14 protein-coding genes are annotated in these 15,354 nt (G+C 55.7%); all 14 read left to right on the forward strand.

Annotated features, from left to right (window positions below; genetic code table 11):
• The first annotated feature begins 11 nt into the window (after positions 1-11).
• The 14 genes from JC200_RS22660 to ltrA all read left to right on the forward strand — a co-directional run bounded on the left by JC200_RS22660 (position 12) and on the right by ltrA (position 15,185).
• Entirely contained in the window at positions 12-998 is a 987-nt protein-coding gene (locus JC200_RS22660; protein ID WP_274433997.1) for a tRNA (adenosine(37)-N6)-threonylcarbamoyltransferase complex transferase subunit TsaD, read from the forward strand.
• A gap of 17 nt (positions 999-1,015) precedes the next feature.
• Positions 1,016-2,053 (forward strand): NAD(P)/FAD-dependent oxidoreductase, encoded by a 1,038-nt coding sequence (locus tag JC200_RS22665; protein WP_443111932.1) that lies wholly within the window; start codon positions 1,016-1,018, stop codon positions 2,051-2,053.
• Positions 2,054-2,089: 36 nt separating this feature from the next.
• Positions 2,090-2,947 carry a bifunctional methylenetetrahydrofolate dehydrogenase/methenyltetrahydrofolate cyclohydrolase FolD gene (folD, locus tag JC200_RS22670; RefSeq protein ID WP_274433999.1) on the forward strand — a complete coding sequence of 286 codons (858 nt, stop codon included), beginning with the start codon at positions 2,090-2,092 and terminating at the stop codon, positions 2,945-2,947.
• Position 2,948: 1 nt separating this feature from the next.
• Positions 2,949-4,364 carry an exodeoxyribonuclease VII large subunit gene (gene xseA, locus JC200_RS22675; protein ID WP_274434000.1) on the forward strand — a complete coding sequence of 472 codons (1,416 nt, stop codon included), beginning with the start codon at positions 2,949-2,951 and terminating at the stop codon, positions 4,362-4,364.
• Positions 4,330-4,593 (forward strand): exodeoxyribonuclease VII small subunit, encoded by a 264-nt coding sequence (gene xseB, locus JC200_RS22680; RefSeq protein WP_274434001.1) that lies wholly within the window; start codon positions 4,330-4,332, stop codon positions 4,591-4,593. Before xseA ends, xseB begins: the two co-directional genes overlap by 35 nt.
• Positions 4,586-5,491, forward strand: coding sequence for a polyprenyl synthetase family protein (locus JC200_RS22685; RefSeq protein WP_274434002.1), 906 nt, complete (start codon positions 4,586-4,588; stop codon positions 5,489-5,491). The genes xseB and JC200_RS22685 overlap by 8 nt, the downstream gene beginning before the upstream one ends.
• 759 nt (positions 5,492-6,250) lie before the next feature.
• Positions 6,251-6,820: a CNNM metal transporter family protein gene (locus JC200_RS22690; RefSeq protein WP_274434003.1), complete on the forward strand. Its 570-nt coding sequence runs from the start codon at positions 6,251-6,253 to the stop codon at positions 6,818-6,820.
• Positions 6,821-6,857: 37 nt separating this feature from the next.
• Complete coding sequence (locus JC200_RS22695) at positions 6,858-7,751, forward strand: TlyA family RNA methyltransferase (protein WP_274434004.1); 894 nt, start codon at positions 6,858-6,860, stop codon at positions 7,749-7,751.
• A gap of 40 nt (positions 7,752-7,791) precedes the next feature.
• Complete coding sequence (locus tag JC200_RS22700) at positions 7,792-8,304, forward strand: hypothetical protein (protein ID WP_274434005.1); 513 nt, start codon at positions 7,792-7,794, stop codon at positions 8,302-8,304.
• Positions 8,305-8,319: 15 nt separating this feature from the next.
• A complete protein-coding gene (locus JC200_RS22705) occupies positions 8,320-9,180 on the forward strand; it encodes an NAD(+)/NADH kinase (protein WP_274434006.1) in 861 nt (286 codons plus the stop codon).
• Positions 9,181-9,213: 33 nt separating this feature from the next.
• Positions 9,214-10,926, forward strand: coding sequence for a DNA repair protein RecN (gene recN, locus JC200_RS22710; protein WP_274434007.1), 1,713 nt, complete (start codon positions 9,214-9,216; stop codon positions 10,924-10,926).
• Positions 10,927-11,044: 118 nt separating this feature from the next.
• Entirely contained in the window at positions 11,045-12,418 is a 1,374-nt protein-coding gene (gene spoIVB / locus JC200_RS22715) for a SpoIVB peptidase (RefSeq protein ID WP_274434008.1), read from the forward strand.
• A 41-nt stretch (positions 12,419-12,459) separates the two neighbouring features.
• On the forward strand, positions 12,460-13,251 hold the full coding sequence (gene spo0A / locus JC200_RS22720) for a sporulation transcription factor Spo0A (protein ID WP_274434009.1): 792 nt from the start codon (positions 12,460-12,462) through the stop codon (positions 13,249-13,251).
• Positions 13,252-13,781: 530 nt separating this feature from the next.
• Complete coding sequence (gene ltrA, locus JC200_RS22725; RefSeq protein WP_274436636.1) at positions 13,782-15,185, forward strand: group II intron reverse transcriptase/maturase; 1,404 nt, start codon at positions 13,782-13,784, stop codon at positions 15,183-15,185.
• Positions 15,186-15,354 lie beyond the last annotated feature (169 nt).

A 15,354-nucleotide genomic window follows, 5' to 3' on the forward strand; every position in this document is an offset into this window, starting at 1 on the left:
GGGAACGCAATTTGGACTGTATTCTGGGAGTAGACACGAGCAATTACACAACGTCACTGTGCATGGTCAGCGCGGAGAACGGGCAAGTGCTGGCGGATGAGCGCCGCATTTTGCCCGTGCGTGAAGGAGAGCGAGGGCTCCGACAAGCGGATGCGCTCTTTTTTCATGTTCGGCACCTGCCTCTGCTGATGGACCGTTTGATGGGGCGTGTGCGTCACGACTGCGGTGACGCAGATGTGGTGGCGATTGGAGTATCTACGCACCCGCGACCGCTTGCAAGGTCATACATGCCTGTTTTTACGGCTGGTGTCTCATATGCCGAATCCCTCGGACGTGTTCTTGGGGTTCCTGTGTTGCGCACGTCGCACCAAGAAGGACATATCGCGGCGGCCACGGGACACTGGAGCGAGCGCCGAAAGCAGCCGTTTCTGGTCGTTCATTTGTCCGGTGGGACTTCTGATGTGGTGGTGGCAGAGGAGTCCCCTTGGGGATATCGAGTGGAGACGGTCGGGGAAGGGGCCGACCTGCACGCTGGTCAATTCATCGACCGCGTTGGAGTCGCGCTCGGCTGTCCGTTCCCTGCTGGTCCGGCGCTTGAGCGCCTTGCGTCCACACATCGGGCAGGTCATCCTGTGGTACACATTCCTTCCCGGGTTCTCGGTTCTAGCATGAGTTTTTCGGGGCCATGCACGGCGGCTCTGCGAGCGATTGCGAACGGTGCCCCGCCCGCGGCTGTCGCCGCATCAGTGCAGACTGCAGTGGCGAACAGTGTCGCCAAAGCAATTCTCCACGCGTCGCAAGACCGACCTGCCCTGGACGTGTGCGTTGTTGCTGGAGGAGTAGCCGAAAATGTGTTCATTCGCGCTCGCATTCAAGAGCGGGTGCGACGTGTTGAACGTCGCCTGCGCATTGAGTATGCGCAGGCGCGTTTGTCGTCGGATAATGCCTTCGGCGTGGCACGACTCGCGTGGCGCCATTGGTGCCACTCAAGACTGTGAGGTATAATGGCCAAGGTATGGTTTCGACAGCAAGGGAGGAGAACATATTGGCGAGCGAAACATTGCTGACGCGAGATGAACAAGTGTACGACATCACGATTATCGGCGGCGGACCAACGGGTCTGTTTGCCGCGTTCTACTGTGGCATGCGTGATGCAACTTGCAAAATTATTGACGCTTTGCCGGAACTCGGCGGCCAATTAGCAACACTGTATCCAGAGAAGTTCATTTACGATGTCGGTGGTTTCCCCAAAATTCGTTCCCGCGACCTTGTGGAACAATTGAAACAGCAAGCGTTCCAGAGGGGCCCGGCTGTCGAACTGAATCAACGAGTTGAAACACTAGAGCGGCGTGAAGATGGCACCTTTGAACTCACGACAGACAAGCAGGTTCACCTTTCTAAAGCCATCATCATCTGCGGCGGTATTGGCGTGTTTACACCGAAAGCTCTGCCTGGAGAAGGCGCAGACCGTTTCCCCGACGACATTCATTACTTTATTGATAACTTGGATAAGTTTCGTGGCAAACACGTACTAGTCGTTGGCGGTGGTGACTCAGCCGTCGACTTTGCGTTGATGCTCGATAATGTGGCGACAGAGGTCACGCTCATACACCGCCGTGATCAGTTCCGCGCCCACGAAGAAAGCGTGAAACAACTCTATGAATCCAAAGTGAAAATCCGCACTTTTACAGAGTTACAGACTTTGGATGGTCACGCACGTCTTGAGTCTGCCACTCTTGTCAACAACAAGACGAAGGAAACGGAAAGAATTACAATCGACTCCGTCGTGAGTGGTCTTGGCTTTTCTGCTGCCCTTGGTCCAATGAACGACTGGGGACTGGAGATTGAAAACAACGAGATTGTGGTCAACACGAGGATGGAGACTAACATTCCAGGCGTATACGCAGCGGGAGACATCGTGACCTACCCAGGTAAGGTCAAACTGATCGCCACCGGGTTTGGCGAAGCGCCGACAGCTGTGAATAACGCAAAAACATTCATTGACCCAAAAGCTCGGTTGTCTCCCGGACACAGCAGCAGCCGCAAAGAGTGACAAGGACATTCTTGTAAAACAAACGGGGGGATCGGCATGGCCGTACGACTGGATGGAAAAGCCATCGCTGCAGAAATTCAAGCCGATGTTGCAGCACACGTAGAAGCAGAAGCCAGCCGAGGTCGTACCTACACTTTGGCCGTAATCTTAGTTGGCGACCATCCTGCCTCTGCAACCTACGTCCGCAACAAGCAGCGGACGGCCGACAAAGTTGGCATCGCGAGCCAGCTCATCCAACTCGGCGAGGATATCAGTGAGGCTGAACTGCTTGCCGAAGTCGAGCGTTTAAATGCCGATCCCGCTGTGGATGGAATCTTGGTTCAGTTACCGTTACCAAGTCATGTGGCAACTACAGAGGTCTTGCAGCGAATCGACCCACAAAAAGATGTGGATGGCTTTCATCCTGTCAACGCGGGACGGAACTTTGTTGGCCTCGATGCTGTGTGGCCGTGTACGCCTGCTGGCATTATGGAAATGTTGCGGCGCAGCGACATTGACGTAGCAGGTAAACACGCCGTCGTGGTCGGGCGCAGCAACATTGTCGGTAAGCCGATGGCCATGATGTTGCTCGAAGCGAACGCAACGGTCACCATCTGCCACTCACAAACTCCGAACTTGGAGGAGATTACCCGGCAGGCCGACATCCTTGTGGTGGCTGTGGGACGTCCGAATTTGATCCGAGCGACAGGAGTGAAACCTGGTGCCGTCGTGATCGACGTCGGTATGAACCGAGTAGATGGCAAGCTGACCGGAGATGTAGCATTTGCTGAAGTCGAATTGGTTGCGGGAGCGATTACACCTGTCCCCGGTGGTGTGGGTCCACTGACCATCGCGATGTTGATGGCAAACACGGTCTGCCTGGGTGAGTGGCGGCGCGGTGTGGGGGTCAACTAAGGTGTCGACGGTCGTAGCGCATTCAGAACGTTCCGATGTCTGGACTGTGGCTGAGTTAACGGATCGAATCAAGAATCGAATTGAATCTGATCCCGGCCTCATGCACTGCATGGTGGCTGGCGAGTTGTCCAACTTCAAGCATCACTCCAGTGGGCATATGTACTTCACGCTGAAGGATGACAAGAGCCGTGTCCGCGGGATTATGTTCGCGGGCCGCAACCGTTTTCTGCGGTTTGCGCCGAAGGACGGCATGCGCGTCATTTGTACTGGTTCAATCGGCGTGTTTGAACGTGATGGCCAATATCAGCTCTACGTCGATGACATGCAGCCGGACGGCGTCGGGGCTCTCTACGTTGCTTTTCTCCAACTTCGAGACAAACTCGAACAGGAGGGCTTGTTCGATCCGGCACGAAAGCGGCCGTTGCCTGCTCACCCTATGCGGATCGGCGTAGTGACCTCGCCCACTGGTGCCGTAATTCGAGACATTTGCACCACCTTGTCGCGCCGCTATCCATTGGCTTCCGTTGTCCTCTCACCTGCGGCTGTTCAAGGCCCTGGTGCAGCCGAAACGATTGTGCGTGCTCTCCAACGACTGTCCGATTTGCATCAATCAGGCACGTCCATCGATGTCGTGATCGTGGGTCGGGGCGGTGGGTCTCTAGAAGAGTTGTGGCCATTCAATGAAGAAGCTGTGGCTCGTGCCATCGCGACGTACCCGATTCCCGTGATTAGCGCCGTAGGCCATGAAACAGACACGACGATATGCGACTTTGTGGCAGATGTTCGCGCTGCCACGCCGACAGCTGCGGCTGAGTTGGCGGCGCCCAATCTGCAAGAAGTCGCGGCTCAACTGCAAGAATGGCGCAAGCGCTCAGCAACGGCGCTGAGATTTGCTCACGCAGCGCGCACACAGAGCCTGACGGCGCTGAGTAAGACCGCTGTGTTACGGGATCCGATGAAGTTGGTGGACCAGCGGAAGCAAACGGTTGACTACCTGGAGGCTCGTGCAGCGAGATTCATTCAGACGCCAGTGCAACATGCGGGCCGCAAGCTAAGCGCGATTACGGAGAGGCTGTACCGAGTGGACATCCGCCGCCGTATGGACCAAGCGAAGAGAAGTGTCGATGCACACTGTGAACGGGCCTCGGTGGCCGTACATCGTAAGTCTGAGCGGGCCAATGCCACGCTGGAACAGCGTATCAGCCAACTTCAAGCTTTGAATCCACTCGCGGTTCTGTCCCGAGGGTACAGTGTTATCCTTGACGAGACCACAGACACTGTGATCGGCAGCGTCAGTAACCTCGTAGGGGGACAGCGAGTACGCCTCCAAATGCAAGACGGGTTTGTGCACGCGCATATTGATGGTGAGGAGGGAGACTACCATGAGCGAGGAAAACAGCTCCGACTTGACCTTTGAGTCAGCCTTGAAAAAACTTGAAGAAGCCGTCCGGCAGCTTGAATCAGGTGAGCTCAGTTTAACCGATTCAATTGAGCGGTACAAGGAATCTATGCAACTCGTGGCATTTTGCCGGCAGCAACTGGACGCTGCAGAGTTTCAGATTGAGCAACTGGTCGACGGTCAGAATGGTCCTGCTTTGAAGGCCATAGACGACAGTGGGCTTATTGAGAGGGAGAACCATGACTGAGCCGCAAGAAGGCGCCTTGTCCCTGGCGCCTGCATACCTCGCAGAACAAGCAGCGCTCGTCTCACAAGAACTCCAGCGGCTTTTCTCAGACCCGCACCAGCCGAAATCCCTATTTGACTCCATGCACTACAGCTTGATGGCGGGCGGCAAGCGACTTCGACCCGTGCTGTGTCTGGCCGTGGGGCGAAGTTTTGGCGTGCAGGAAGCGGATTTATTACCTGTGGCCGTGGCGCTTGAAATTCTGCACACCTACTCGCTGATTCACGATGACCTCCCCACCATGGATGATGACGACTTGCGCCGTGGACAGCCGACTAACCATCGGGTTTTTGGTGAAGCTACCGCCCTCCTCGCAGGAGACGCACTGCTGACCTACGCCTTCGAACAACTTGCAAAGCCAGCAGCTATTCCTGCGCAACGCCAACTCAGGATGGTTCAGGTGCTTGCCAGTGCAGCCGGTTGCTTTGGTATGGTTGCCGGGCAAGTGGCGGACCTAGAGGCGGAGGGCACGCCAGGTTCTATGGATACGCTTCGTTTCATTCACCTGCACAAAACGGCGCGACTAGTCGAGGCCTCGGTACAGTTGGGTGCGATTTTCGCTGGTGTGGATGCAGCCGTTGAAGAGGCGCTCTGTAAATTTGGTCGATCGCTTGGACTCGCGTTTCAGATTGCAGACGACTTGCTTGATGTCATCGGAGACACTGCCGCACTTGGGAAGACGGTCGGGAGCGATGAGCGGATGTCCAAGCTGACGTACCCGAAGTTAGTCGGCGTAGACGAGACCAAACGCCTCATGCAAGTCGCTCACGCCGAGGCGTTGGCAGCCCTAGACAGTGTCCAAGTCGACGCTCCTTTGCTGCGCAGCTTGGCGAACTTCGTGATTGCCCGCGGTGTCTGACGACTGAGTAGGCATACATGACTGCGGCAACGTGCGGCAACGCGAGAGTGTGAGCAAGGCGCATAGCAGAGCGCGGCGGGGCGTGTTTGCATTCGAGCCCTCGACGCTCGTGTGCTATAATGGGAACACATCGCGACACAGGTGGCGCAGTATTCTAGTCAGCCGTCTGTTTCTGAAGGCGGGGCTAAAAATCCGCCAAAGGGCACATCGATGAAGTTCCTGGTGGTGGCTTGGGGCGCCCAGCCCTGGGTTTCTGCTGGGAGTTAAGGAAGGTGGGCGGTTCGCAATGGCATGCGAAACCCGACCCAGCTTTCGCGGAGGCCCAAGTGCGTGGCTGCCTGGCGCAGTTATGGCTTGGGGTATGAACCTGCATGCGGAGGCAATCTGTGTGCAGCGTAGCCTGCCTTGAGCGGTTTTGAGGGGATCACGGGATTCAAACGGTCGCTTCTTGGCCAAGAAGGACCGTTGGTGCCGCGTGAAATCGAGACTGCAAAAGAGGCTAGGAAACAGCAGCGGTTGTCGCGGAAAACGCCTAGACTGTTCGCCAATTGCGTGGCTCCTTGGGGATTATAGTGTGGACTGAGTGGTAATCCAGTCTGACAGACGGCGACGCTGACAAGGGACGCTGAAAGGGAAACCGCCCGTGCGGTGACGCGCGAGCGCGTCCTTGGGAAAACCTACTGGACCTAAGCCACAGCATTTACTCAAGGAGCTGCCACCTGGTTTTGTTGCTTTTGGACAAGCCCTGGGAGGTACATAATGAAAAGAACACCGTGGCGCCGGGCCATCCGGTTCGCGTTGACGGTTGCGGGATTATCATTCGTTCTCGGTGGCGTGTTTGACACATCCACCGTTTTTTTAAATCACGCGTTCTGGTTTATTGGCGCCATTGCCATCCTTGTGATTGTGGTGGTGGGAGCGCTGTTCGACATGTTGGGGGTCGCAGCGGCTGCCGCATCCGAGACACCGTTTCACGCCATGGCCTCGAAACGTCTGTTCGGCGCGAGGCGGGCTATCTCAATCGTGCGAAATGCAGAACGGGTATCCAGTATCTGCAGCGACGTGATCGGCGATATTGCTGGGGTGCTGAGCGGTGCAGGCGCTCTTGCAGTCGGGGCTCAATTGTCAAACACGATGCACGTGACGTCTTGGCATCGAGAGTTTGTCATTATCTTGTTGACAGCGCTGACCACTGCCATGACGGTAGCTGTGAAGGCAATTGGGAAGACACTCGCCATTCGTGTGCCCACACCAATTGTTTTGACGGCAGCCCGCATTGCCGACAGCATTTTGTTTTATCGGCGGTCGCCTGGTCGGAATCGCCGCTAGTAAGACTTCAGTGCATACAACTGAACGGAGGGCAGACATGAGCAGTCGGCGTGAGCAGCGTCCAGCAACGTCATCCAGTGGAGCAACAAAACGGGTTCGGGTTGACGTCCTACTGGCAGAACAGGGGCTGTTTCCGAGTCGTGAAGCTGCGCGCCGGGCGGTCATGGCCGGCATTGTGTCCATTCAAGGTGTGCCCGTGGATAAAGCAGGCACATTTGTTACACCGGGGACGGTTTTTGACGTAGCTCGCCCAGCACACGACTTTGTGAGTCGCGGCGGACTCAAGCTCGAACGGGCCTTAAGCCGATTCGACGTCCTGCTCGACGAACGAGTGGTCTTGGATGTCGGGGCTTCTACGGGTGGCTTTACGGACTGTGCGCTGCGGCATGGTGCAGCACGCGTTTATGCTGTCGATGTCGGGTACGGGCAACTCGACTGGCGTTTGCGCAACGATGAGCGCGTCGTCGTCATGGAACGGACAAACTTTCGCCACGTTGATCCGGACTCTTTTCACCCTTCGCCAAATGTCGGCGTCATGGATGTTTCGTTTATTTCCACACGCTTGTTGCTGCCGAATTTGCGGGCGAGTTTGTCAGGCGACTTCGACATCATTAGTCTGATCAAACCACAATTTGAAGCCGGACGGGAACACGTTGGGAAAGGTGGAATCGTTCGGGATCCGCTTGTCCACCTCCATGTCCTGCTCGGACTGATGTCGTTTTTACCACAGGTTGGGCTCACCTGCCGAGGCCTCGACTATTCGCCAGTCACAGGAGGCGACGGGAACTTGGAGTTCCTCGGTTGGTGGAAGAAAGATGACGGTGCGAGCCACATGTCTGAGTGTGAATCGGATGCATTTCGTGTGGTCACAGAAGCTTGGCGAGAATTGCGCAATGAGGATGTTTCAGGGGTATTTCTGAGCCCAGACTGAAGAACACTCGCCGACGAATCGTAACGGGGAGGTGCAATCGATGCGACTCCAGGTTCTGTTCGCGTTGCTGATTGGGGCGGGTGTCCTTCTGCTCGTGGGCCGGTCAATTTTTTCCCAGTGGCGAGGGGCGGACAAGGGTGTTCCTCTGCGCGGTAAATACCGTGCGGCGATGGAGTGGCTCGAAGGCAATGGATATCGGGTGCTTCGCGCGCGTGAGCGGTCCACGTGGGTAGGATACTACGGGGACCGCGAGTTTCAGAAGCAACTCATTGCAGACTTCATTGTTCGTCAAGGTGCGAAGACATATGCCGTAAAACTTGCCAGTTCCCGTGAAAAGGGTATCAGCGGCGCGAAACTGCGTGACAGCTGGTTCCCACTGTATGTGCTGTTCGGCGTGCAAGGGATTCTTCATATAGACGTCGAACACGAAGTTGTCCAGGTCGTGGACTTTGACTTGAAGCCCCCGTCCCGAGTCGTTTGGGCTCGAGTCATAAACCGCTTTCTGTGGCTCCTGGGCGGTGCTTTACTGGCACTTGTGGTAATGCACGCGTGAAAGGGGGATGTGTTGTTGCGAACCATAGCTCTTCTGCATAACCCGGCGAAATCGGGCGCCTTGCAGTTACGGAACAGAACAGAAGCGTTACTCACTGCCGCGGGAATTCGGACTCTGACGGCAGACACTGGCGCTGAGTTGTACGAGCGCGATTTTGCAAACGAGCAGGTTGAACTCACACTGGTCTTTGGCGGCGATGGGACTTTTTTAGGGGTGGCGCGTCGCCTGGCACCTTACGGCTTACCACTGCTCGGCATCAACGCCGGACACCTGGGCTTTCTGACAGAGGCAGAACCGGCGGACCTTGAAGACACAGTGAACAAAGTGGTCGAGCGGGAATACCAGCTTGAACAGAGGTTGATGATTGAAGCTCAGGTCGTCCGGGGTGGGGAAGTGCAGGCCTGTCTGATCGGCCTAAACGACGCTGGAATCGGCAAGGGCGGCTTAGCGCGGATGGTCACAGTGGACGCGTACGTGGATGGGGTGTACCTGGATACCTACAGCGGCGACGGCGTGATTATATCGACACCGACTGGTTCAACGGCATACTCCCTCTCTGGTGGCGGTCCACTTGTGGTGCCACACCTAAACGTCATGCTCATCACGCCAATTTGCCCACACACACTGTTTTCGCGTCCATGCGTGATCAACGACACGCAAGTGGTCAGATTGGTAGTACACGCAAACCACGATGAGGTTGGACTCACCCTCGACGGGCAGGAAGGTTTTAAACTTGACCCGGGGGACGAGGTGTGGGTGCGGCGCTCCGCACACGTGACGACGCTCGTCAAATGGCACGGGCACCACTTTTTCGACGTCTTGCGGGACAAACTTCGTCACCCGGAAGTTGCGCCAGAACCGTATCGCCCTTCGTGAGGATGGCTGGGGATACACCTGGGAGGGACTCTCTTGCTTGTTGAGATTTCCATACAAAATTTTGCACTGATTGAGTCAGCGCGTTTGTCGTTTGGCACGGGGCTTACTGTATTCACAGGTGAAACGGGTGCCGGAAAGTCGATTTTGCTCGACGCGATTGGTTTGCTTCTTGGTGGGCGTGGGTCCGCCGATCTCATTCGCCATGGACAGAATCGCGCCCTTGTAGAAGGGCTATTTACCCTAGCGCACGGTGACAAGGGGTTGTCAGTCCGGGCACTGTGCGACTCCTACGGGGTCGACGTCGAGGCGGCAGACGCAGAATTGGTCGTGAGTCGTGAGATCCACGCGAGTGGACGAACCGTTTGTAGAGTCAACGGTCGTATTACGACCGTACAAATGTTGCGTGAAGTTGGTTTGCTACTTGTCGGACAACATGGGCAACATGAACATCAAGGATTGGTTGAAGCCAAGGAACAGCTTCGATTTTTGGATTTGTTTGGTCGCCATGATGTTCTGCTCGAACGTGTTCGTGCCAGCTATGACCAGTGGGACGCAGCAGAGGGCGCGTATCGAACGGCAACCCAGAACGAACAGGAGCGTATTCGTCGCCTCGACCTACTCAATTTTCAAATCGATGAAATCGCCAGTGCGCACCTTGTGGCAGGAGAAGAACAGGAACTTCAAGTTGTTCGGGGTAGGCTTCAGTATGCGGAGAAAATTGCTGAAGCGTTACGCGTGGCCGTGGAAGCTTTGGACGGAGGAGACGCCCGCAGCGGTGTCGGTACTCTCCTGTCTTCCGCAATTCGTGAAGTAGCTGCTGCGCGGGTGCATGACGACGAACTGCAATCCGTGTCGGAGTTGTTGGACACGGCTCAAGTGCATATTGATGAGGCGCTCCATAGCTTGTATCGGCACTTACAGCAGATCGATACGGACCCCACGAAATTAGACACGGTCGAAGTCAGGTTGGCTGAAATTCGGTCGCTTGAACGAAAGTACGGCGCTACCGTCGAAGAAGTCTTGGATTTTTACAGCGCCTGCGTTGCCGAACGCGATGAGACTGTACATTACGAGGCGCATTTGGCCAAGTTGAGAGGGGCGGCCGATGATGCAATAAGGAAGCTCCGGGCGGACAGTGAGGCGTTACATAACGCCCGGCTTCAGGCTGCTTCGCATCTGGCACACGAGGTTGAGGGCGTGCTTCGAACGCTTACTCTTCCGAATGCTCGGTTGCACATCCAGCTAGAGGACCGTGTCAACTCCGATAAACAACTTCGGTTTGGGCCAAACGGTACAGACGAAGTGACGTTTTTGTTTTCAGCTAACAAGGGAGAGCCACTGCGTCCGCTGTCGCGAATCGCCTCCGGGGGAGAATTGTCACGGACATTGTTAGCCTTGAAAGCGGTGCTGTCCGCAGTGGATGACGTGGAGACCATGATTTTCGATGAAATCGATGTCGGAGTCAGCGGTGCCGCTGCGCAGCAAATAGCGTTGCGCCTACAGCAACTTGGCCGTACAAGACAGGTCCTTTGTGTTACGCATTCCGCTCAGGTGGCGGCGGCAGGTGATTTGCACTACTGCATTGAAAAGACCGAAAGCACAGACTCCACCACGACTTCTGTCCAGGAGTTAGATGGGGCAGGACGTGTTGATGAGATCGCGCGACTTGTTGGCGGGCACATGTCAGGTGAAACTGCGACTGCACACGCCAAAGCGTTGTTGGCGGGGTTCCAAAACAGACAGTAGCCGACTCGGACAGCGGTCGGCAGGCTGCTGTGGCATGTTTTGCGCAACATAATGACGGCCCTGCGGGGTACCTTACTAGCACACGTTTCTGGGAGGTGCACGCAAAGGGGGGCCGATCATGCAGAAACACGGGTTTAGTAAACATCTGCGAGTTGCCTTTGCGGTACTGTGCAGCTGTTTGGTGTTGTGTCCGCCAGTGCGACACTTGGCTGAAATGCCGGCAGACGTCGATTTGCCATTAGGGCAGTCGACGCAGATTCCGGTCGGCGTTCCGTTGCAGGTTCGAACGGATTCCTCTCTGCACCATGTCATTCGAGTGAAACCAATGAACGACACAGAACACGACGGGACCGCGATCACGGTACTGTCGACAGACTTGGGCGATGCCGACGTCAAGACGCGTCTGTTTGGTGTGATTCCCTGGAAAACGGTTCGCGTTCATGTCGTTCCTGAAGACCATGTTTTTGTCGGTGGTCAGTCAATTGGAGTTAACCTACACTCCAATGGCGTCATGGTGGTTGGCTTCCAACCCATTGCCGGTAAACGCTCTCCTAGCGCTGCCGCTCACCTGCAACTGGGCGATGTGATTGTCCGTGTCAGTGGACACGCCGTTCACAGCAGCGAGGACCTCGTTCGGCTTGTCCAGGCAAGTACAGGGGTGCTACACATGGAAGTGCTTCGTCACAGTGCTTCGCTCAAACTCAGTGTACTTCCCGAGCGAGATGAACTTGGGTCTCTTCATCTAGGGCTGTATGTTCGAGACAAGGCTGCAGGTGTCGGTACCTTGACGTTCTATGAACCACAGCATCATCGTTTTGGCGCACTTGGGCACGTTATCGCTGATGCAGATACCGGCCAACCCATTGTTGGAACGGGAAATATTTACGAAGCAGACGTAACGGGAATGGTGAAAGGTCGCGCAGGTCAACCAGGTGAGAAACGTGGCCGTTTTCGACCCAGCGACACGTCACTTGGGCGAATTGAAGAAAATACAGACTTTGGTGTATTCGGATCGATGGACAACATGCCACCGGACAGCCTACTGAGCCGAGAATTGCCGGTTGCCTTGCCAAGCCAAGTTCAGGACGGGCCTGCAGAGCTTTGGACTGTCCTCCACGGACGGCGCGTCCAGGCGTTCTCTGTTGAAATTGAAACCCGCCAGCAGCAAGACAAACCGACAACCAAAAGTATGGTGGTCCATGTTACGGATCCGCGATTGCTGAAGGAGTCGGGAGGAATCGTACAAGGCATGAGTGGAAGCCCATTGGTACAAAACGGCCGATTAATCGGCGCTGTGACTCATGTCTTTGTGTCGGATCCCACCCGGGGGTACGGAGTGTACGCAGAGTGGATGTTGCGGGAGGCTGAATCTCCGGAGGAGCAGGCAGGCGAGAGTCGCGGCCATTTGTCGAAAACTGTCGGATTGCACGAACTAAACGCGAAAACTATTCAGTCATTTTTGGCAGGACATACCCACGGATCGTCGAATTGATAACAAGCGTCGAATCGATTTGAACGTGGGGGGATTGTCCAGTGTCAGCTTTGCGTGTCCTCATAGCGGACGATAACAGGGAGTTTGCAGAAGTGCTTGCCGAATTTATTAGCTCCCAAACTGATATGGTGCTTGCTGGTGTAGCTTATAACGGTACTGATGTTCTAGCGCTCGTCAAAGAACAACGCCCAGATGTACTGATTCTCGACATTATTATGCCTGTACTTGACGGGCTGACGACACTGGAGCGCTTGGCCGAACTGGACATCCCAATGCCAAAAGTGATCATGCTTACAGCGTTTGGTCAAGACCATGTTACGCGCCGAGCAGTCGAACTCGGCGTCTCCTACTTCATTCTCAAGCCGTTTGACATGCCAGTACTTGCAGAGCGAATTCGCCAAGTGACTGGTGAACAGCAAGCTGCAACCACGTCCGTCTCAGGGTCCATGCCAGCAAATGTCGTTTCATACCCGAGCAAACGCACCATTGATGCCGCGATCACGCAGATTATTCACGAAATTGGTGTGCCGGCACACATCAAGGGTTATCACTATCTCCGCGAAGCCATTGGCATCGTTTTTGAAGATGTCGAAATCCTCGGCTCTATCACGAAAGTCCTGTACCCTCGAATTGCTGAACGCTTTAAAACGACCCCGTCCCGTGTGGAGCGTGCAATTCGTCACTCCATCGAAGTGGCTTGGGGACGAGGTAACATGGACGCAATTCGAAATGTGTTCGGGTACACTGTCAGCGTATCGAAGACAAAACCGACAAACTCAGAGTTTATTGCCATGATTGCAGACCGCTTGCGGATTGAACATCGTGTGAGCTGAGCCTGACAGGTCCAGGTCTAGGGGATATTTGAGGGTTTAGATTGGCCACAGCTGGTTTCTTCTCAGGGGGTGTCAGTGTCTTTACCAGCAAAACCACGACCGCATGGTCGTGGTTTTTCGATGTACGCCCGGCACGGGCGGTTTCTATAGGGTGAAAGTCCCGAGCGGGGGTTGGTGACATACCTACCGTTAGCCAAGAGCAAGGGTGTCTGTCGCGAGGCGGAATCTGAAGGAAGCTGGAGGCAAACTCTCGACCCGAGGTACACGAATCGCATTTGAGGCTGTGACAGTCGGATGAGTTGCCATTACACAACGAAGTCCGAAGTCACCAAGGGCTGTTGCAGTACACTGCGGCGGGTGCATGAGAGGAAAGGAACCGTTCTTATCCGGGGAGGCTTGTCCGATACGCCAGTAAATCTGGTAACCGCTACCGGGAGGTGGCGCTGAACGGGCAGGAGTCAGCAGAGGCCATAGTACACCGACAAGCGCTTGACGGTGGAAGGGCCGAACATGAAACGAGGATGGACTGGATGCGTTCGTACGACGAGCAAAGACAGCAGAATACCCCGCAAGGGGCCTCCGTCCAGAAGGTAGCGGTGAAGCCGCGAGAGGCTGGAGAGCGAGGGCCGAGTTCGTCGTCGGCACAAGGACAGACCCCATCCTGCGAAGACGGTACCACCTTGCTGGAAGAGGCGTTGCAGCGAGAGAACATGCTGCGGGCCTTGTACCGAGTCGAGTCGAACAAGGGAGCGCCGGGCGTGGACGGAGTAACGGTAGAACAACTACGGTCGTACGTCCAGACGCACTGGGCTGACATTCGTCAGCAGCTGTTCATGGGAACCTACAAGCCTCAACCTGTCAGGCGGGTCGAGATTCCGAAACCCGGAGGCGGGCAGAGGAAGTTGGGGATTCCGGCCGTGGTCGATCGACTCATCCAGCAAGCACTTCTCCAGGTGCTTAACCCAATCTTCGACCCAACGTTCTCACCGAGTAGCTTTGGATTTCGTCCGGGCCACAGAGCCCAGGACGCGGTGCTCAAAGCACAGGAGTACATCCGAGAAGGGTACGCATGGACGGTCGATATGGACTTGGCCGCGTTCTTTGACCGCGTCAACCACGACATGCTTATGGCACGTGTGGCACGAAAGGTGAAGGACAAGCGAGTTCTCAGGCTGATTCGCGCGTACCTGAACGCAGGTGTACTGGAGAACGGAGTCGTGGTAAGGAACGAGGAAGGCACACCGCAAGGTGGGCCACTCAGCCCGCTTTTGGCGAACATCCTGCTGGACGACTTCGACCGAGAACTCACGAAACGCGGACATAAGTTCGTCCGCTACGCGGACGACTGCAATGTTTACGTGAAGTCGCGCAGAGCCGGGGAGCGAGTAATGGCCTCACTGACGAAGTACCTGGAAGAAGGACTGAAACTCAAGGTGAATCGAGAGAAGAGTGCCGTAGACCGACCACAGAAACGAAAGTTTCTTGGGTTCAGCTTTCTCTATGGGGAGCAGGCTCCGATTCGACTGGCCGAGAAGTCCATCGAGCGATTCAAGGACAGGGTGCGCCAGATAACAAGTCGAACACGGAGCATGTCGCTGTCCGAGCGAATCCGACGACTCAACACCTACATGATGGGCTGGGTTGCGTACTTTCGACTTGCACAGATGAAGCAACATTGCGACCGATTTGACGAGTGGATACGCAGAAGGCTGAGGATGTGCATTTGGAAGCAGTGGAAGCGGATAAAGACCCGCTATACGAAGCTCCGCGCACTCGGACAGCCAGAATGGGTAGTCCACATGATGGCGAACTCGCGCCGCGGACCATGGCTGATGGCGAAGAACCTGAACCAGGCCATGAACAAGGCGTACTTTGAAGCGCTAGGTCTGAGGAGTCTTCAGGAGAGGTATTTACAACTTCGTGGTGTTTCATGAACCGCCGTATGCGGACCCGCATGTACGGTGGTGTGAGAGGTCGGGGGCTAGGCGCCCCCTCCTACTCGATGTACGCCCGGCACGGGCGGTTTCTATAGGGTGAAAGTCCCGAGCGGGGGTTGGTGACATACCTACCGTTAGCCAAGAGCAAGGGTGTCCGTCGCGAGGC

Origin of the sequence: Alicyclobacillus sp. ALC3, assembly GCF_028751195.1 — a bacterium.
Taxonomy (GTDB): domain Bacteria; phylum Bacillota; class Bacilli; order Alicyclobacillales; family Alicyclobacillaceae; genus Alicyclobacillus_L.

Coding starts and splice junctions, on each gene's coding strand:
- xseB (WP_274434001.1), top strand. CDS start 4,330: ATGAGCGAGGAAAACAGCTCCGACTTGACCTTTGAGTCAGCCTTGAAA.
- folD (WP_274433999.1), top strand. CDS start 2,090: ATGGCCGTACGACTGGATGGAAAAGCCATCGCTGCAGAAATTCAAGCC.
- ltrA (WP_274436636.1), top strand. CDS start 13,782: ATGCGTTCGTACGACGAGCAAAGACAGCAGAATACCCCGCAAGGGGCC.
- spoIVB (WP_274434008.1), top strand. CDS start 11,045: ATGCAGAAACACGGGTTTAGTAAACATCTGCGAGTTGCCTTTGCGGTA.
- JC200_RS22690 (WP_274434003.1), top strand. CDS start 6,251: ATGAAAAGAACACCGTGGCGCCGGGCCATCCGGTTCGCGTTGACGGTT.
- JC200_RS22665 (WP_443111932.1), top strand. CDS start 1,016: ATGGTTTCGACAGCAAGGGAGGAGAACATATTGGCGAGCGAAACATTG.
- JC200_RS22700 (WP_274434005.1), top strand. CDS start 7,792: ATGCGACTCCAGGTTCTGTTCGCGTTGCTGATTGGGGCGGGTGTCCTT.
- JC200_RS22695 (WP_274434004.1), top strand. CDS start 6,858: ATGAGCAGTCGGCGTGAGCAGCGTCCAGCAACGTCATCCAGTGGAGCA.
- JC200_RS22685 (WP_274434002.1), top strand. CDS start 4,586: ATGACTGAGCCGCAAGAAGGCGCCTTGTCCCTGGCGCCTGCATACCTC.